The organism is Nocardiopsis sp. JB363 (genome assembly GCF_900143625.1).
Taxonomy (GTDB): domain Bacteria; phylum Actinomycetota; class Actinomycetes; order Streptosporangiales; family Streptosporangiaceae; genus Nocardiopsis.
The window spans coordinates 83,189-100,986 of the sequence record NZ_FRFF01000053.1 but is presented as its reverse complement, the minus strand read 5'-3'; the positions used below and the strand labels follow the sequence as shown (position 1 = coordinate 100,986).

The following is a 17,798-nucleotide window of genomic DNA, read 5'->3' as shown; positions in this document are numbered from 1 at the left end:
GGATCGGGGGGATCAGGGGGAACAGGGGACAGGCCACGTCCGGTCACCGAGGACGGAGCCCCGCGCGCGTGCGATCACGTGCGGGGATGCGGTGATGACGTCGGTTTCCGGCCCCGGACGTGCGACGGCCGCCCCCGCCGTCCGAGGGACGGTCGCGTGGGCGGCCGGAAGCCTGCGTCAGGGAACGCCCTACTGCTGGGACTCGCCCTGCTCGGCGACCTTCTCCTTGACCTCGTCCATGTCGAGCTCCCGGGCCTGGGTGATCAGGCTCTCCAAGGCCTCGGAGGGGAGCGCGCCCGGCTCGTTGTAGATGACCGTCTGGTCGCGCACGATCATCAGGGTCGGGATGGACTGGATCTTGAATTCGAACGCCAGCTCACGCTGGGCCTCGGTGTCGACCTTGGCGTGCACGATGTCGCCGTGCTTGTCCGAGGAGCTCTCGAACACCGGGGCGAACTGTCGGCAGGGGCCGCACCAGTCCGCCCAGAAGTCGATGAGAACGAAGCTGTTGTCCTTCAGCGTCTCGGCGAAGTTGTCTTTGGTGAGTTCGACGGTGGACACGTGGTCTCCTGCTCTTCGTTCGTCTTGTTGGTGTCGACCGGTGGCCAACTGCCATCCTCCTGGGTCCTACAGCGGTCGTGCCCGCTTGTTTGTTCCGCATGCCTGCGGGAGACCTCCGAGCACCCTGATGGCCTGCTGATTTCCGACTCAACACGTGTTTCATACCGGTTTGGGAGGCAAGCCTCTCGGGGGTTAGTGTCACCGTGCGGGGCACTGGTTCATTGTGGTGACCGTGATCTCGGGTCGTGGGCCGAACGCGCGAAATGGGGGACGGATGAGCATGGGAGAACCCGAGGGCGACGAGGCCGTCGACTATCGGTTCACCCTGGCCAACGAGCGCACCTTCCTGGCCTGGATCCGTACCGCGTTGGCGCTGCTGGCCGGGGCCGTCGCCGTCCTGCACCTGCTCCCGCTGGGCTGGTCCGAGACCCCGCGTACCGCCGTGGGGCTGCTCCTGGCCCTGATCGCCGGGGTGGTGACGGTGTACGCACCGGTGCGCTGGTTCCGTGTACAGCGCATCATGCGCCGTGGTGACACCCTGCCGATGAGCGCCCTGCCCCTGATCACCACGTTCGTGGTGGGGCTGGTGTGCCTGGCGGTCCTGCTGGGGAACCTGCTGTGAGCGGGCGGGACCCGGGGCTCCAACCGGAGCGCACGCTGTTGTCCTGGCAGCGCACACTCATCCTGGTGGTCCTCGTGGGGCTGCTGTACCTGCGCGGACCGTTGGTGCCCGGAACCGCCGTGGTCCCCGAGGTCCCGGCGCCGCTCAGGGTGGCTGTCGTGGCCCTGACCCTGTTGGTGGGGGCCGGCCTTGGACTGCACCTGTGGCTGAGATGGCGAAGGACCGCCCACGGCCTAAGGGAAGAGGGTCGTTCCGGGCCCCCGCTGAGCGTGGCGCGTCCCTGGGCCCTGGTCCTGTTGAGCACCAGTGTGCTCGCACTGGCGGTGGCTGTGGCGGCGACGGTGATCATGCCCTGAACGGGCGTTCCCCGCCGGCGGGTGTCGGTGCGGGTCGGGTCGATGCCCTGTCGCGGGCGGAGACGTCTCATGCCCTGTGACGGGCGGGCCGGTCGCGGTCTCGCGTACCGAAGGGCGGTGGGGTGGTTCCCGCGGAACTCCCCGATGCCGCCGGGGACGGCGACCCTTCCCTGACGAATGGGGCTCGGGTCGGGTGTGGGGTGGTGGCCGTTGGTGAGGCGGGGGCCTGGCCTCGTGCCCGCTCGTGGCTGTGTTCTGATCGGGTGGGAGACCGGGTTCGGACGGCGGGGCACCCGAATGCGACTCCTCTGGCGCTAAGCGGGCTGCGGCAGGACCTCGGTCGAACGACGGTGTTCGACGATGGAGTCGATGATCGTGTTCAGGTCCCTGGTCGGCTCGTAGCCGATCAGCCGCGCGGCCAACGAGGTGTCGGGGTAGCGGCGTTGCATGTCCTCGTATCCCTCACCGTAGGCCTGTTCGTAGTCCATGTAGGTGATCTCACTGCGCGAACCGGTCAGTTCCACGACCCGGTCGGCCAAGCCCTTGATCGATACCTCCTCGTGCCCGCCCAGGTTGACCGCCTGGTTATAGGCCTCCGGGGTCTCCAAGAGCCGGGTCAGGGTCGGCACCACGTCGAAGACCGAGCCGAAGCAGCGCCGCTGTGTACCCGTGCCGTACACGGTGATCGGCGCGTCGTCCAGGGCCTGGTCGACGAAGCGCGGGACGACCATGCCGTACTGTCCCGTCTGCCGAGGCCCCACCACATTGAAGAACCTGGTGATGACGCACGGGACGCCGGACTCCTTGCCGTAGACGTGCGCGACCAGTTCGTCCAGGCCCTTGGCGGCGGCGTAGGACCAGCGGCTCTTGATGGGGGAGCCGTAGATCCGGTCGTCGTTCTCCTTGAGGCCGTTGGCGTCGTTCTTGCCGTAGACCTCACTGGTCGAGGCGACCATGTAGGGAACGCGGTGCCGGACCGCGGCCTCCACGACGGTCTCCGTCCCGTGCAGGTTGGTGCGCAGGGACTGGAGCGGCTTGTCGACGATGTTGTAGACACCCACGGCGGCGGCGAGGTGGAACACGGTGTCCGCCTCCGCGACGAGTTCGTCTACCAGTTCCCGGTCCAGGATGTCGCCCTGGACGAAATGGAACGCCGGTGAGTTCTGCAACTGGGACAGGTTGGACAGTGATCCGGTCGAAAGGTCGTCGAGCACGATGACCTCGTGTCCCTGGGCGACCAGGTGATCGCTCAGGTGCGAGCCGATGAACCCGGCTCCGCCGGTGATGACAGCCTTCATGGTTTCCCCTCCACAGCGGGTGTTGATCGGTTTCGCTTTTTCGCGGGGATGGGTGTTCTCGGGACGGGTGGGGGAGCTCTGGTGCCTCCCGACGCGCTCAGGCCAGGTGCCGCAGCACGTGGTAGCCCTCGCCGAGGGCCACCCCGGCCTGCATGCCTCTGAGGACGGCGAGGCTGCGCAGGGTGAGTTCGGAACGGGTGTGCGGGTGCTCGTGGCTCTGCGATCCGTACAGCTCCATGCCTTGGAGCTTGGTCAACAGGTCCTCCTCCTCCAGTTCGACGATGAGGTTGGGCGCCTCCACCGGTTCGGTCCGCCACTGATCGGCCGCTTCCTCGTAGGCCATCACTAGCCTCGGGTGATGGCGCAGTCGGTTGTTGGAGGGGCGCAGCGCGGTGTGGACGGCCTCGGCGGTCGCCTGGTGGTCCTGGTTGTAGCTGGTGCGGTGCGGGATGAGCACCACGGTGGGTCGGAGCCGCGCGATCGACAGCGGGCTCTCCTGTTCGACGAGCTGGGCCAGGTCCACCCGGGGGATGCCGTCGAGCCTCAGGTGGTGTGCGTCACCCGGCAGGGCCATGTGCCAGTCGTCCCAGTGGAAGTGTTCGGAGGCCCTCTTGATCTCGGTGTGGCGCTCCTGTGCCGTCGAGAAGCCCTTCGGGGACTGGTCCGCGGTGTCGCCGACGGTTATGAACTGAACGTAGACCTCCGCGCCCGCGCGCTTGGCCTTGTTCATCAGGCCGCCGCAGCCGAGGGTCTCGTCGTCAGGATGGGGGGAGTAGACCAGGAGACGTTCCTGTGACCAGTCCATCGTCATGTCGGTTTCCCGTCCTTTGCCGAATGTGGGGGCGATCGGTGGTTACCCGGTCCGTTCTCGGCCTTGAGCCGCGTGGTCCGGGAGGGCGGTGACCCGATGTGCCGACCCGTGGGTCAGTCCCGGGTTCGTGCCTGTCGGAGTATCTGCGGCGATTCCGGTCCGGCGTTGAGTAGGAGATCGATCGCCGCCAGGCGGGGGACGAACGGTTCGGTGCCCTTACGAGTGCGTTGCGGGTACTCGGGATGTCGGAAGTCCTGCCACTCGATGTCCACTCCGTAGTGGCCCGTGATCTCGGGATCCATGTAGCCCCTGGATCCTTCACCGGCGAGCAGGGTGTCGGCTCCGGCCTTCGCGCAGATCTGTGCGAGCAGCTCGCTCTTCGACCCGGGGAAATCCCCCAGATCCTTGGCGCGCAGAATCGGTGTGTCGATACCGAAACCGCGCATCAGCATGCGCGTGGTCGCGATGGACAGATCTGCGAGATCATCCCACTCCGTCTCGTACAGGTGAGCGATTTCGTCTTTGTAATCGTTCCAGTACGGGGCCTTGCGGTAACAGTGTTCAGCCAGTGCCCTGTAGTGCTTCATCCTCCATTTCTGGGTGTTGTCGATCTTTTTGTCCCGGATGAGTTCGTCCCTGCTCGACTGCTCGACCGGGACGGTCAGCAGGACCGGCTTGCCCGGCCCCGCTATGTAGTTTCGGTTCTGCCATCCACGGCGTTCGAACTGGACCGTGTCGAGCATGATGAACCGGTCAGAGCGGTCTATCTTGTCGATAAGCCCCAACCAGGGCCAATAGTGCGGTTGGTGAATCGCCACCGTCGTCCGACCGGGGTCGTCACTGGTGAGCGAGGTGTGCTTCCGGGAGCCGCCGGGGTCGGGGCGGGCAGGATCTGGCGATGGGGAACGTGAGTCGCCGATCACGCCGGGCATTCTCCTTCTCTCGGGGGGTCACCTAGAGGCGACGCTTTTCCGACTACTAAGCCGTATCGGATATTCCGGTGCCGTTGACCGACGCCGGTTCGCCTCAAATATCCTCTAATGGTTACCACCTCACGCAAGCCTGTGTATACGATTTGCGTGGCCTACATAGGACGCGAACCAGGGTGAACCCATCGGTCGCGTAGGGCGTCAACCTAACACCGACTTTGCGGGTTAATGTCGGGCCGAAACCGATAACTGTCGGAGGAGTCCTAGGGCTGTGCGTATCGCGCGATTCATCGGTGGCCTGCTGACCGGGCTGATCGCCCTGGTGCTGGCCGTCGCACTCTTCGTCTTCTGGTTCGACTTCGCCACGGGCATGGCGGCGGCCTCAGGGCTGGGTGCTCTGGGCTACGTGTTCCTCTGGATGGCCTTCGGGCTGAACCTCCTGTTGTGGACCGTCATGGGCCTGCTCCGGCTGGCCGAGGACGGCACCAGGGCGGCTCTGCGCCGCGACCCCGTCCACAAGGGGAATCGGGCGGTGGCCCGGGGCCGCGAACGGGAGAAGGTGCTCGTCGGGGCCGGCGGTGGTGACGCCGGCGAAACCGTCGTGGCCACAAGTGGCAACGACGACGCCGAAGGAACCCTGATGCGGACACGATCGGGGGGCGACGTCGTGGCGACCGACCCCGACGACATCACCATCGCCGTCATCATCCCGGCGCACAACGAGGAACCGGTGATCGACGCGGCCATCTCCTCTGCGCTGGGCCTGTTCAACCGCTGGGACATCTACGTGGTCTCGGACTCCTCCAAGGACTCCACCGCCGAGATCGCCGCGAAGACCGGCGTGAACGTCCTCGAACTCCTCACCAACCGGGGCAAGGCGGGCGCCATCGAGGCGGTCATCGAGGAGTTCGCACTGACCGAGAACTACGACGGTGTGCTGATCCTGGACGCCGACACCGAACTCCACTCGGGGTACGTGGAAGGGGCCAAACGGCAGCTGGCCGACCCCGACGTCGCCGCCGTGGCCGGTTTCGTGGTCTCCGAGTGGAAGCCCTGGGAGCGCAGCATCGTCGGGCGGATCATCTCGGCCTACCGGGACCGCCTGTATTTCATGCTCCAGTACTTCATGCGTTTCGGTCAGACCTGGAAGCGCGTCAACGTCTCCTTCATCGTGCCGGGCTTCGCCAGCGTCTACCGCAGTCGCGCGCTCAAGCAGATCACCGTGAACCCCCCGGGACTGGTGATCGAGGACTTCAACATGACCTTCGAGGTGCACCACAAACGCCTCGGCCGGGTCTCGATGCACGCCGACACCAAGGCCTTCAGCCAGGACCCGTTCACCTTCCGCGACTACCGCAAGCAGGTGGGCCGCTGGACGCTCGGTTTCTGGCAGACGCTGCGCAGGCACAAGATGTGGCCCAGTCTCTTCTGCCTGTGCCTGGCGCTGTACGTGTTCGAGGTCGTCCTGGTCTCGCTGCTGTTCCTCGTCACGGTGGGCATCGCGGTCTTCGTGCTGTTGGGCACGTTCGCCGGTGACCTGCTCACCGGGATCCCGTTCCTCACCGACTCGTTCAGCGCGGTGACGGCCTTCCTGCCGCTGACCGCGCTCGCCATCGGTCTGCTGGTGCCCGACTACATGCTCACCTGCATGATGACCATGATCCGGCGCAGGCCCTCGTACCTGTTCTACGGGCTGTTCTTCTTCCCGATCCGCGTCGTGGACTCCTACATCTCGCTGCGGATGATCCCGAAGGCCTGGACGGCCAAGTCCGACGGTCGGTGGAGCAGCCCCGTCCGCGTCTCCAAGGACAAGTGAGGTCCAGTGGCGAGAATGTGAGATCGAACGGTCACGGCCACCCCGAACACCTCGGGTGCCGGACAGCGCTTAGCCTCGTGGGAGGGGACCCGACCCTCCTCGGGCCAAGTCGTTGAATGGGTGTGTTGGCAGTGGACAAGAGGCGTGTGTCGTTCGGCTTGTACCGGGTGTTGGCGTATGTGACGGGTGTCTTCCTCATCGGGCTGACCTTCGTCGCTATGCCCGCCAAGTACCTGGTCGGCGAGACCTCGATGTTCGCCCTCGCGCCCGCGCCGCATGGCTGGGAGCACTGGTTCGGCCCCGAGTCCCCGCTGATGCTCTACATCGCGATGCCGCACGGCTACATCTACATGTTCTACGTGCTGGTGGTCCTGTGGGTGGCGCTGGACCGACGTTGGGGCGCCGGTCGCACCCTCGGTGTGGTGCTCGCGGGCACCATCCCGATCCTCGGTTTCGTGGTCGAGCACCGCGTCGTGAAGTCGGAGAGGGCCAAGGAGGAGCCGGCCGCGTCCGCCCTGGGCGGGAGTCAGGAACCCGCGCCCACGTCCTGATCCGTCTGCGATTCCCCGTCCTCTGAGGCCCCGCCCGTTTCCCGGGTGCGGGCCTCTTGCAGTTCGCGGCGCATGAGGAGGACCCAGAAGACCAGCGCGGACACTCCGAACATCGCCCACTGGACGGTGTAGCTGAGGCTGCGCCAGTTGATGGTGAACCCGGTCGGTGGCGCCGGGGGCGGCATGGCGGTGAGTCCGTCGACCGCGGATTCCCGATCGGGGAGGGTGAGGTAGGCCGCGTAGATTCGCTGGTCCCACTCACCGACCAGGACCGACGGGGCGATCCGCTCCACGGTGCCCTCCTCGGGGGCGCCCACGGGGACGAAACCCTCGGAGGACTCCTGCGGGGGCTGGAGCCAACCGGTGACGGTGACCTCGCCCTCGGGAGCCGCCGGCACGGCGTCGGGGTCCTCGGTCCAGCCGCGGTTCACCGGCATCGCGACGCCCTCTTCGGTGACGAGGGCGGTCACGACGGCGTAACCCTCGGCGTCGTCCATGTACTGGGGCACCAGGACCTGGGAGTCGGTGTCGAAGCGCCCGCTCGCCTCGACCGCGGTGTTCGCGGTGAGGTCGGGGTGCAGGTACTCGCCGGGCTCGCCGAGCTCGTCGACCGATATGGCGTCCGCGAGGTCCGCCACCGGGTTGGTGATGACGTCGCGGTCCGGTTCGAAGGCGCGGGTGCCCTGCCAGTAGGTACCGGCGACGCACACGATGGCCACGAGCACGGCTGCGAGGTGGATGCCGAGCCAGCGTGGGCTGAGGAGAGGTGAACTCACCTGTCCAGGCTATGCGCGGGTTCGGAGTGGGGGATCGTGACCCCTGGTTGACGATGGCCACAGCCGCTTGGGAGTTCGTCACCCCAGGAATGACGATCACTTTAAGTAGTTGTTCGTGACTGAGGGTTGTTATTCGTGGGTGTGGTGGGTACTGTTTCTATCAACGCGGAACGACAAGATCGCTCCGCGGGCAGACCTTTGAGGCGGCGACTCCAGGGGGGAGGAGTCGCAGGCCGTTTCCCAGGCGAGGGTCGCCTCCGTACTTTGAGGGGGGATGCGGAGGCGACTCTCGCCACCTCGTCCGGGGCGGGACCACCGATCGGTGGTCCCGCCCCGTTGTCGTGTCCGGGCCATCGCCCCGGGACACGGTCGGCTCAGCCCATGGTCTTCTGGCCGTCCAGGGACTCCCGGATGATGTCGGCGTGGCCACAGTGCTGGGCGGTCTCCCGGATCATGTGCAGCAGCACGTCCCGCGCGGTCCACTCGGCGCCCTCCGGGAACCACGGCGCCGCGGGCAGCTTGTGGGAGATCTCCAGGTCCGGCAGGGAACGCACGTACTTCTCGGTGTTCTCGGCGGTCGCCGCGTAGTCGGCCAGCACCCCCTCCAGGGTCTCGTCGCCGAGCAGCCGGAAGGTGTTCTCGTGGAAGTCGTAGGTCTCCTGGGCCTCGTAGTCGACCTCTACCGGGCCCTCCTCGATGAACCGGATCCACCCGCGCTCGGCCCCGTTCACGTGTTTGACCAGGCCCGCCAGGTGCAGCACGCTCTTCGTCGTGCGGGTGGTGGCCTGTTCCTGGTCCAGACCCTTGAGCGTGGTGAGCAGGAACTCGCGCTGCGCGGCGAGGAAGTCCAACAGTGCTTCTCGCTCCACGTCCACCCGGCCGGTCGTCTCGGTGCTCGTCGCCGTCATGGGAACCCCTTCGTCGTGTCCGTCTCGCTGGACTCGACACTAGAAAGCGTGGCGGTCAGTTTCTGGCCTCCACTTTCGATGAGGTCCGGACTTTTCTGGCACCGCCGAAAGCACTACGGATAGCCTGGCGTTCTGGCGACCCGGAGGATTCATGGCCCTGATTCCGCTCCAGTACCGACTCGACGGCCCCGAACACGCGCCCGTGGTGCTGCTCGTGCCGCCGTTCGGCACCAAGATGTCGGTCTGGGAACCGCAGATGCCCGAACTCACCCGCGACCGCCGTGTACTGCGGATCAACCATCGCGGCCACGGCCACTCGCCGTCCCCGGACGGCCCCTGCCGCATCGAGGACCTGGCCCTGGACGTGCTGGGGGTCCTGGAGGACCTGGGGGTCAGTCGGGTGTCGGCGGTCGGGGCCGGGTTCGGCTCCTCGCTGCTGCTGTGGATCGCGGCCAACTCCCCGCGCACGCTGGACCGGATCGCCCTGATGGCGGCGGCGCCGCGCACGCCCACCATGCACCGTTGGGACCGGGTCGCGGCCAGGGTGCGCACCGGCGGCATGGAGGCGGTCACCGCCGACGTGGTGCTGCCGTGGTTCACCCCCGACCTCACCGACGAACGTCCCGAGGTCGCGGCCCGCTTCAGCGAGGACTTCGACGGGGTCGACCCGACCGCGTACGCGTCGATCTGCGACGCGATCCAGACCATGGACCAGCGCCATCTCGTCTCGGGGGTGCGGGTGCCCACCATGGTCGTCTCCGCCGCACACGATCCCCTGCTTCCGCCCGGGCACGGCCGCAGGCTCGCCGACGGGATCGAAGGCGCCCGGTTCGAGGTGGTCTCCGGGGCCGCGCACCTTCTCGGAGTGGAGCGCGCCGACCGGATCAACGAGCTTCTGGTGGAACACGTGGTCGCCTGAGGCGGTGCGCCCGTCAGTCCTCCGTCAGTCCTCGGGCAGGCTCACCTCCCTCACCGGGTCCTCCAGGGCCACGACCGGGATCAGTGGTCGGTTGACCTCCAACAGGTAGCCGTCCGGGTCGCGGAAGTGCGCCGCCCGGATGCCCCACGCCGTCCAGTCGCGCGGCTCCATCACCTGACGGGCGCCGGCGGTCACCAGCCGTTCGGCGGTCTCGTCGACGTCGTCGACCTCGAAGATCACCGCCAGTCGGTCCTGGTGGGGGAGTTCGGGGTCGGCGGTGTCGGTCTCCAAGGCCTCGGCCATGACCTCGCGCTGGTTGATGGCCAGACGTGTCCCCGACTCCACGTCGAACTCGGCGTAGCGGCTGCCCTCGTCACCCCACAGGACGGGCAGGCCGAGGACGTCGGAGTAGAAGCGGAAACAGGCCTCGTAGTCGTTCACGAGGAGCCTGATGTAGCTGCAACGCATGGGAGCCTCCTGCCGTGGCGGGGTTGGTCGTCGGCACCATTCTCACGTCTGAGCGTGACGGATCACCGAGTGTCCGTATCCGGATCCGGGGTGGCCGGATGTGGTCACCCGCTACATTTCTCCGCCGATGACCTGTGAGTTCACCTCCGGATCCATCTGTTTTCAGGACAGATCGTTCGGGCGTGTCTCAGTAGTCACTATTCGATTTTATGTAGCACACGTACTATCTATTTCAGTAGAGGAGATACGAAGGAGGGGATTTCTGTGCCGAGTAAGACGGTGCCGGAACGGGCCAGGGCCGAAGCCCTGGCCACCGGAACCCCGGCCGAGACCGTGCTGCGGGTTCGTGACCTGCGTATGAACTACGGCAGGACCGAGGTTCTGAAAGGGGTCGACCTCACCGCCCGGCGGGGTGAGGTGGTCGCGCTGCTCGGCCCCAACGGGGCGGGCAAGACCACCACCATCGAGATCCTGGAGGGGTTCCGACGTCGCTCCGCCGGCGAGGTCGACGTCCTCGGCTCGGACCCGGACCACGGCGACGAGGCGTGGCGTTCACGGATCGGCGTGGTCCTTCAGTCCTGGCGCGACCACGGCGCCTGGCGAGTTCGCGACCTGCTCCACCACTTCGGCCGCTTCTACGCCCCCTACGCCACGCCCGAACGCCCACGTCCCCACGACACCGACACCATCCTGGAACTGGTCGGCCTCACCGAGCACGCCGGAAAACGGATCAAGGCCCTCTCCGGTGGGCAACGCCGACGTCTGGACGTGGCGATCGGAGTCGTCGGCCGGCCCGAACTCCTCTTCCTCGACGAACCCACCGCCGGGTTCGACCCCAAGGCCCGTCGTGACTTCCACGACCTGGTGTTCCGGCTCGCCGACGAGGAGGACACCACGGTCCTGCTCACCACCCACGACCTCGACGAGGCGGGGAAGCTCGCCGATCGCATCCTCCTCCTGGCCGGGGGTCGGATCGTCGCCGACGGCAGTCCGGACCGGCTGTCGTCCCTGGTGGCCCAGGACAGCGAGGTCACCTGGACCGTCGACGGGCAGCGGTACCTGCACAGCACCGGGAACCCCGCCCGGTACGTGGCGGAGCTGTACACGGAGCACGGGGACGAGGTCACCGAACTGCGGGTCACCCGGCCGTCCCTGGAGGACGTGTACATGGCCATGGTCCAGCGGTACGAGAGCGGTGACGCCGAGCGTGCCGCGGCCGAGTTCACCAAGGAGATCCGATGAACGCCGACCTCAACGCGGTCCGGGCCGGGCTCTCCCGGGGCTGGATCGAGTTCCTGCTGTCCTTCCGCAGCGGCCAGGAACTCTTCGGCTACCTGTACATGCCGATCCTGTTCGTGGGAATGGCCATCACCTTCGACACCGTGGGGTTGGGCGACGGCGAGCCGATCGGGGCGATCGTCCTCAGTGGTGGGGCCGCCTTCTTCCTGGTGATGCTGGGTATCACGACCGTCTTCCAGGTCTTGGCGAACGAGCGGGAGGACGGGACACTCCTGCGGGCCAAGGCCGTTCCCCGGGGGCTGTTGGGGTACACGGTCGCCAAATCCGTGCACGTGGCGGCGATGTCGATCACGGCCATGACCCTGATCGTCGTTCCGGGGTTGTTGTTCGTCGAAGGCTTCGGCTTCCAGGACTGGACCGACCTGGTCACCCTGATCTGGGTCTGTGTGCTGGGGATGCTCGCGCTCGCGCCCATCGGTGCGATCCTGGGCTCGCTCATCACCAATCCGCGCATGGGCGTCACCCTGGCGATGCTGCCCACCATCGCCATCATCATGATCTCCGGGTTGTTGCTCTCCTTCGAGTTTCTGCCCGGTTGGGTCCAGACCATCGGCCAGGTCCTCCCCGTCTACTGGCTCGGCCTGGGCGTTCGCTCCGCGATGCTGCCCGAGGCGCACGCCGCCCTCGAACTCGCGGGCTCCTGGCAGTTGCCGCAGGTCGCCGGGGTTCTGGCAGTGTGGGCCCTGGTCGGACTCGTGGTGGCCCAGTGGGTCCTGCGTCGGATGGCACGGCGCGAGTCCGGGTCACGGGTCCAAGCGGCCCGAGAGAAAGCGATGAAACGTGCCTAGCGAGAAGACGAACGGCCGCCGCGCCAAAGCAGGGGCCAACACGGAGACGATCCACAACCGGATCGCGATGTTGCGAGCCGAGCGAGGTGTCTCCCGCCGGCAGTTGGCCGAGGCCTTGGGCGTGCACTACCAGACCATCGGCTACCTGGAGCGGGGCGAGTACAGCCCCAGCCTCCACCTGGCGTTGCGCATCGCGAAGTACTTCGAGGTCCCGGTGGAGGTCGTCTTCTCCACCGGACCCTTCCCCCGCATCGGGCAGTGACCGACCCCTTCGTGAGGAAGGCCTACAGGAAGGGGTCGGGGCCGGCCCAGCCGAAGGTGTCGCGCTGCCGGATCTGGGCCAGCTCCTCCTCGGACAGCACGCGCGGGCGCCCGATCTGGCGGGCTCGGAGATAGGTGGCGCTCAGCCAGTCGAGCAGGCGCAGGTTCTCCATGGCGTGTTCCAGATCGCGGCCCAGCGCCACACCGCCGTGGCCCGCCAGCAGTGCGGCGTCCCTCCCCTTGAGGGCCTTGACCGCCTGGTCGGCGATGTCGCCACCGCCGTACGGCATGTACGGGGTGACGGCGACGGCCCCGCCCAGACCGGCGGCGCGGTGGTGGATCGGGGGCAGCTCCACCTCGACCGTCGACACGGCCACCGCGTCGGAGGTGAAGGCGTTGACCACGGCGGTGACACCACGGTCGTGCTCGGCGGCCTGGCGATGCACCGCCATGTGCAGGGTGGTCTCGGCGGCCGGGTCGCGCCGCCCTTCGAGCATCCGGTCGTCCAGGGACATGACCGGGCAGTCCTGGGGCTGGATCTGGTCCAGGGGAACACCGTGCGGGGTGACGACCACCAGGTCACCGCTGCGGACACTGACGGTGCCGGCCTCACCGGGGGCGACGCCCGGGTGCCGGGCGATGGCGCGGGCGGTCAGGCAGACGTCGCGGCGTTCTTGTTCGAGCAGCATGCGTTCCTCGATGGGGTTCGCGGGCGGCGGTCACACGGGGGCCGACCCGGGCGAACGGGACGAACCAACTTAGGTATACCTAATGTACGTCAAAATCTTGTTCTTGTATTCCCCACCGCGGAGTGTCCCGGGGCCCTCGTCCCGGCCGTCGACGTAGGTCTGTGCCAAGGCAGGCCGGTGACCGAGGACACTGAGGGGCGCCCCCAAGGGCACAATGCACGTTTTGCCTGTTCAAGAAGGTTATGGGACGTTGTGGAAAGTGTCCTACGAAAGAGGTCGTTTGTGACTATCAATCCCGGGCAGAAGGGCTCCGTGAACCAGTCCTACGCAACCCTGCCGTCCGTGCCGTACCTGTCCGAACCCGGGACGGCCACCGCCACCAGTCTGTACATCGACGGGGAGTGGCACGCGGCGAAGAACGGACGGGTCCGGGAGATCCTGGACCCCGCCGACGCCTCCGTTCTGACCGTCGTCAGTGAAGGTGGCCGCGCCGACACCGAAGCGGCCATCGCCGCCGCCCGACGCGCCTTCGACACCGGAGAGTGGCGCCGCACCTCCGCCGCCGACCGCGGCCGCGTCCTCGACGGGATCGCCGACCTACTACAGCGCGACCGCGAGGAGATCGCGGTCATGGAGTCCCTCGACACCGGCAAGACCATCGAAGAGGGCGGGATGGACGTCGACGACGTCACCGACGTCTTCCGCTACTACGCCGGTCTGGCCGACAAGGACGCGGGCCGTCTGGTCTCCGCGCCCGAGGGCGTGCACAGCAAGGTCGTGTACGAACCCGTCGGCGTCTGCGGCATGATCACGCCGTGGAACTACCCGCTGCTCCAGCTCTCCTGGAAGATGGCCCCCGCCATCGCGGCCGGGAACACCATGGTGATCAAGCCCAGCGAGATCACCCCGGTGACCACCGCCAAACTGGTGGAACTGTCCACCGAGGCGGGCATCCCCGCGGGCGTGGTCAACCTGGTCCTGGGCAGCGGTCCCGAAGCCGGCGCGCCCCTGTCCGAGCACCCCGACGTCGACCTGATCTCCTTCACCGGTGGACTGGTCACCGGGCGCCGGATCATGGCGGCGGCCTCCGAGACCGTCAAGAAGACCGCCCTTGAGCTGGGCGGCAAGAACCCGAACATCATCTTCCCGGACGTCGACCTGGACACGGCCGTCGACTACGCGCTCAACGCCGCGTTCTTCCACTCCGGACAGGTGTGTTCGGCGGGTGCGCGCCTGATCGTGCACGACGACATCCATGACGCCTTCACCGCCGAGCTCGCCCGCCGCGCCGAGGCCATCCGCATCGGCCGCGGTCAGCACGAGGGCGTGCGCTGCGGCCCGCTGGTGTCCGCCGAGCACCGGGCCAAGGTCGAGAAGTCCGTGGCCCGCGGTGTCGAGGAGGGCGCCCGGATCATCGCCGGCGGCGCGCGACCCGACGACGCCGAACTACGGGACGGCTACTTCTACCGCCCCACCGTGTTCGTGGACTGCGACCGTTCCATGGACATCGTTCAGACCGAGGTGTTCGGCCCGGTCGTGACCGTCGAGCGCTTCGAGACCGAAGAGCAGGCGATCGAGCTGGGCAACGACACCGACTACGGGCTCTCCGGCGGTGTGTGGACCGATGACACCGCCCGAGGTGAGCGCGTGGCCGCCGCCCTGCGCCACGGCACCGTGTGGATCAACGACTACGGGCCCTACTTCCCCGGAGCGGAGTGGGGCGGCTTCGGCCGCAGCGGAATCGGCCGTGAACTGGGTCTGGCCGGGCTCGACGAGTACCGCGAGGCCAAGCACGTCTACCGCAACCTGGCCCCCGAACCGCAGCGCTGGTTCGGCTGAGCGACATCGCCCCCGGTGGCTGAAGCCCCGGGGCGCCGGCCACCCGTCGGCGTGGAACCGTCCACCGCGTCGACGGGTGTCCCCCTCTTCACAACAGAAGACACCACCAACACAACACAGGTCGGTTTCCCCGGCATCCCCGCGAGAGACCAACGAGAGGAATCGGTCCGTGTCCGATCAGGAACACACCTACGACTACGTCATCGTCGGCGGTGGAACGGCGGGCTCGGTGATCGCCAATCGCCTCACCGAGGACCCCGACACCACCGTCTGCCTCATCGAGGGAGGCCCCGACGACCGCGACCTCGAACACGTGCTCCGGCTCCGTGACTGGCTGAGCGTCCTCGACGGCGAACTCGACTACGGCTACCGGACCACGGAGCAGCCCAACGGCAACTCCCACATCCTGCACTCGCGTGCCCGCGTACTGGGCGGCTGCTCCTCGCACAACACGCTGATCAGCTTCCGGCCGTTCGCCGAGGACCTCGACGAGTGGGTCGCCGCCGGCGCCGAGGGTTGGGACAACGCCACCGTCCAGTCCTACGCCGACCGGATCAAGTGCAACATCGTTCCGATCGCCGAGAAGGACCGCAACACCATGGTCCGGGACTGGGTGTCCTCGGCCTCGGAGGCGGCGGGCGTCCCGGTCGTCGAGGACTTCAACGCCCTCACCTCGCACGGTGGCGGCTTCGCCGACGGCACCGGCTTCCTGTCCATCGCCTACGACCCCTATACCGGCTACCGGTCCTCCGCCTCGGTGGCGTACCTGCACCCCGTCATGGACGTGCGCGAGAACCTGACCGTGCTGCTGGAGACCTGGGTCGACAAGGTCCTGTTCGACGGCGACCAGGCCACCGGCGTCAGCGCGACGACCAAAGACGGCGAACGGATCACCGTCCAAGCACGCCGGGAGGTCGTCCTCGCCGCCGGAGCCGTCGACAGCCCTCGCCTGCTGATGCTGTCCGGGGTCGGCAGGGCCGAGGACCTGGAATCGGTGGGAATCACGCCCCACCACGACCTGGCCGGGGTGGGAGAGAACCTCCAGGACCACCCCGAGTCGATCATCATGTGGGAGACCAACGAGCGGGTCCCCGAGAACACCGTGATGGACTCCGACGCGGCCCTGTTCGTGCGCCGCGACGAGAGCGATCCGCGCCCCGACCTGATGTTCCACATCTACCAGATCCCCTTCGACGACAACACGAAGCGGCTGGGCTACGACTCGCCCGAAGACGGGTACGCGGTCTGCATGACCCCCAACATCCCGCGGTCCCGTTCCCGTGGTCGGCTCTACCTCACCTCCGACGATCCCCGGGTCCAGCCGGCCCTGGACTTCCGCTACTTCACCGACCCCGACGGCTACGACGAGCAGACCATCGTCGACGGGCTGAAGATCGCCCGCGAGGTCGCCGCCACCGAACCGTTCAAGTCCTGGATCAAGCGCGAGGTCGCCCCCGGACCGAAGGTCCGCAGCGACGAGGAACTGTCCGAGTACGGGCGCCGCGCCGCGCACACCGTCTACCACCCGGCGGGCACCTGCCGGATGGGCGCCGCCGCCGACGACGGAGCGGTCGTCGACCCCCGCCTGCGCGTCCGTGGACTCAAGGGACTGCGCGTCGCCGACGCCTCGGTCTTCCCGACCCTGCCCACGCCCAACCCGATGGTCATGGTCCTGGCCCTGGGTGAGCGCGCCGCCGACCTGATCCGTCAGGACCGGTCGGCCGAGAAGGAGGAGAGCCGATGAGCATCCAGGCCACCGAGACGACACCGGCCGCCGACGCCACCGACGTGACCTTCTCGGTCCGCAACCTGTGGAAGATCTTCGGCAAGAACGCCGACAAGGTCATCGGCACCGAACTGGAACGCGCCGACCGCGACCGCATCAAGGAGGAGACCGGCTGCACCGTCGCGGTGCGCGACGTCTCCTTCGACGTACGTCCGGGCGAGATCTTCGTGGTGATGGGCCTGTCCGGGTCCGGTAAGTCCACGCTCATCCGCTGCCTGACCCGGCTGATCGAACCCACGTCGGGTTCGGTGCGGCTGGACGGCGAGGACATCGAACAGGCGAGCGACCAGCGCCTGCGCGAGCTGCGCCGGCACAAGATGGCGATGGTCTTCCAGCACTTCGGGCTGCTGCCCAACCGCCGGATCATCGACAACGTCGCCTACGGGCTCGAAGTGCGGGGGATGTCGCGCGAGGAACGCTACGCGCGAGCCCGCGAGATGATCGACATGGTCGGGTTGTCCGGGTACGAGAGCGCGCGCCCCAGCGAACTGTCCGGCGGTATGCAGCAGCGTGTGGGCCTGGCCCGAGCCCTCGCCGTCGACCCCCAGGTGTTGCTGTTCGACGAGCCGTTCAGCGCGCTGGACCCGCTGATCCGCCGCGACATGCAGAACGAGGTCGTCCGGTTGCAGCGCGAACTGAACAAGACCTCGGTGTTCATCACCCACGACCTCCAGGAGGCGCTCAAGCTGGGCGACCGCATCGCCATCATGCGTGACGGCGAACTCGTCCAGGTCGGCACCCCGGAGGAGGTCGTGGGTCGTCCCGCCAACGCCTACGTCGCCGACTTCACCTCCGACGTCGCGCGCACCACCGTGCTCACCGCCCGGTGGCTGGTGCGCGACGCGTTTCCGGAGGAACGCACCGACGGGCCGATCACCGAACCCGGCACCGTCCTGGCGGAGGTCCTGCCGATGCTCGCCGCCAGCACCGCCCCGGTCCGGGTCGTGGAGGGTGACACACTCCTCGGTTACGTGGGCCGCGACGACGTGTTGCGCGCCATCGCCGAGGACCAGCTGGAGGACGCCGACCAGGTGGCCGCGATCGTGGAGGAGACGGTCGAGGAGATCCCCGCCGATGCCGTCGACCACGGCGACGTGACGTCGCCCGGGGACGGTGCGTGA

19 protein-coding genes are annotated in these 17,798 nt (G+C 67.6%); 11 read left to right on the top strand and 8 right to left on the bottom strand.

Translation table 11 applies throughout. From position 1 onward, the window contains the following. Positions 1-189: 189 nt before the first annotated feature. Positions 190-561, bottom strand: a complete 372-nt coding sequence (gene trxA / locus BQ8420_RS08825; protein ID WP_087097342.1) for a thioredoxin — start codon at positions 559-561, stop codon at positions 190-192. Between the two features lie 274 nt (positions 562-835). Between trxA and BQ8420_RS08820 the strand changes: the two genes are divergently transcribed. Together BQ8420_RS08820 and BQ8420_RS08815 are read left to right on the top strand one after the other, a co-directional pair. After that, positions 836-1,183: a YidH family protein gene (locus BQ8420_RS08820; protein WP_087097341.1), complete on the top strand. Its 348-nt coding sequence runs from the start codon at positions 836-838 to the stop codon at positions 1,181-1,183. Continuing rightward, entirely contained in the window at positions 1,180-1,539 is a 360-nt protein-coding gene (locus BQ8420_RS08815; protein ID WP_087097340.1) for a DUF202 domain-containing protein, read from the top strand. Before BQ8420_RS08820 ends, BQ8420_RS08815 begins: the two co-directional genes overlap by 4 nt. Before the next feature lie 314 nt (positions 1,540-1,853). Here the strand turns inward: BQ8420_RS08815 and BQ8420_RS08810 are convergent, their stop codons facing one another. The 3 genes from BQ8420_RS08810 to BQ8420_RS08800 all read right to left on the bottom strand — a co-directional run bounded on the left by BQ8420_RS08810 (position 1,854) and on the right by BQ8420_RS08800 (position 4,580). Next, on the bottom strand, positions 1,854-2,837 hold the full coding sequence (locus BQ8420_RS08810) for an NAD(P)-dependent oxidoreductase (protein WP_087097339.1): 984 nt from the start codon (positions 2,835-2,837) through the stop codon (positions 1,854-1,856). A 97-nt stretch (positions 2,838-2,934) separates the two neighbouring features. After that, positions 2,935-3,648 carry a PIG-L deacetylase family protein gene (locus BQ8420_RS08805; protein ID WP_087097338.1) on the bottom strand — a complete coding sequence of 238 codons (714 nt, stop codon included), beginning with the start codon at positions 3,646-3,648 and terminating at the stop codon, positions 2,935-2,937. Positions 3,649-3,761: 113 nt separating this feature from the next. Further along, a complete protein-coding gene (locus BQ8420_RS08800; RefSeq protein ID WP_087097337.1) occupies positions 3,762-4,580 on the bottom strand; it encodes a WbqC family protein in 819 nt (272 codons plus the stop codon). A gap of 268 nt (positions 4,581-4,848) precedes the next feature. On the opposite strand from BQ8420_RS08800, the gene BQ8420_RS08795 reads away from it, so the two are divergent. Both BQ8420_RS08795 and BQ8420_RS08790 read left to right on the top strand, forming a co-directional pair. Continuing rightward, the gene (locus BQ8420_RS08795) at positions 4,849-6,393 is read left to right on the top strand and encodes a glycosyltransferase (protein WP_087097336.1); all 1,545 of its coding nucleotides are present in this window, start codon (positions 4,849-4,851) and stop codon (positions 6,391-6,393) included. A gap of 116 nt (positions 6,394-6,509) precedes the next feature. Next, on the top strand, positions 6,510-6,944 hold the full coding sequence (locus BQ8420_RS08790) for a DUF3817 domain-containing protein (protein ID WP_200815858.1): 435 nt from the start codon (positions 6,510-6,512) through the stop codon (positions 6,942-6,944). Here the strand turns inward: BQ8420_RS08790 and BQ8420_RS08785 are convergent. Both BQ8420_RS08785 and BQ8420_RS08780 read right to left on the bottom strand, forming a co-directional pair. Beyond that, entirely contained in the window at positions 6,920-7,720 is an 801-nt protein-coding gene (locus BQ8420_RS08785) for an SURF1 family protein (RefSeq protein ID WP_087097335.1), read from the bottom strand. The two genes, BQ8420_RS08790 and BQ8420_RS08785, sit on opposite strands and share 25 nt — an antisense overlap. A gap of 374 nt (positions 7,721-8,094) precedes the next feature. After that, a complete protein-coding gene (locus tag BQ8420_RS08780; protein WP_087097334.1) occupies positions 8,095-8,628 on the bottom strand; it encodes a DinB family protein in 534 nt (177 codons plus the stop codon). Positions 8,629-8,779: 151 nt separating this feature from the next. Here BQ8420_RS08780 and BQ8420_RS08775 point away from each other — a divergent pair, with 151 nt between their 5' ends. Next, positions 8,780-9,547: an alpha/beta fold hydrolase gene (locus BQ8420_RS08775; RefSeq protein WP_087097333.1), complete on the top strand. Its 768-nt coding sequence runs from the start codon at positions 8,780-8,782 to the stop codon at positions 9,545-9,547. Between the two features lie 24 nt (positions 9,548-9,571). Here the strand turns inward: BQ8420_RS08775 and BQ8420_RS08770 are convergent, their stop codons facing one another. After that, positions 9,572-10,015: a VOC family protein gene (locus tag BQ8420_RS08770; RefSeq protein WP_087097332.1), complete on the bottom strand. Its 444-nt coding sequence runs from the start codon at positions 10,013-10,015 to the stop codon at positions 9,572-9,574. A gap of 264 nt (positions 10,016-10,279) precedes the next feature. Between BQ8420_RS08770 and BQ8420_RS08765 the strand changes: the two genes are divergently transcribed. The 3 genes from BQ8420_RS08765 to BQ8420_RS08755 are packed head-to-tail and all read left to right on the top strand — an operon-like array spanning position 10,280 to position 12,364. Then, a complete protein-coding gene (locus tag BQ8420_RS08765; RefSeq protein WP_369825486.1) occupies positions 10,280-11,257 on the top strand; it encodes an ABC transporter ATP-binding protein in 978 nt (325 codons plus the stop codon). After that, positions 11,254-12,102 carry an ABC transporter permease gene (locus BQ8420_RS08760; protein ID WP_087097330.1) on the top strand — a complete coding sequence of 283 codons (849 nt, stop codon included), beginning with the start codon at positions 11,254-11,256 and terminating at the stop codon, positions 12,100-12,102. The genes BQ8420_RS08765 and BQ8420_RS08760 overlap by 4 nt, the downstream gene beginning before the upstream one ends. Then, the gene (locus BQ8420_RS08755; RefSeq protein ID WP_087097329.1) at positions 12,095-12,364 is read left to right on the top strand and encodes a helix-turn-helix transcriptional regulator; all 270 of its coding nucleotides are present in this window, start codon (positions 12,095-12,097) and stop codon (positions 12,362-12,364) included. The genes BQ8420_RS08760 and BQ8420_RS08755 overlap by 8 nt, the downstream gene beginning before the upstream one ends. 22 nt (positions 12,365-12,386) lie before the next feature. On the opposite strand, the gene BQ8420_RS08750 is transcribed toward BQ8420_RS08755, so the two are convergent. Beyond that, complete coding sequence (locus BQ8420_RS08750; RefSeq protein WP_087097328.1) at positions 12,387-13,052, bottom strand: class II aldolase/adducin family protein; 666 nt, start codon at positions 13,050-13,052, stop codon at positions 12,387-12,389. Between the two features lie 312 nt (positions 13,053-13,364). On the opposite strand from BQ8420_RS08750, the gene BQ8420_RS08745 reads away from it, so the two are divergent. The 3 genes from BQ8420_RS08745 (at position 13,365) to BQ8420_RS08735 (ending at position 17,798) form a co-directional block, all read left to right on the top strand. Then, entirely contained in the window at positions 13,365-14,891 is a 1,527-nt protein-coding gene (locus BQ8420_RS08745; RefSeq protein ID WP_087097348.1) for an aldehyde dehydrogenase family protein, read from the top strand. 169 nt (positions 14,892-15,060) lie between these two features. Next, positions 15,061-16,635 (top strand): GMC family oxidoreductase, encoded by a 1,575-nt coding sequence (locus BQ8420_RS08740; protein WP_087097327.1) that lies wholly within the window; start codon positions 15,061-15,063, stop codon positions 16,633-16,635. Next, positions 16,632-17,798 (top strand): glycine betaine/L-proline ABC transporter ATP-binding protein, encoded by a 1,167-nt coding sequence (locus BQ8420_RS08735; protein ID WP_087097326.1) that lies wholly within the window; start codon positions 16,632-16,634, stop codon positions 17,796-17,798. The genes BQ8420_RS08740 and BQ8420_RS08735 overlap by 4 nt, the downstream gene beginning before the upstream one ends.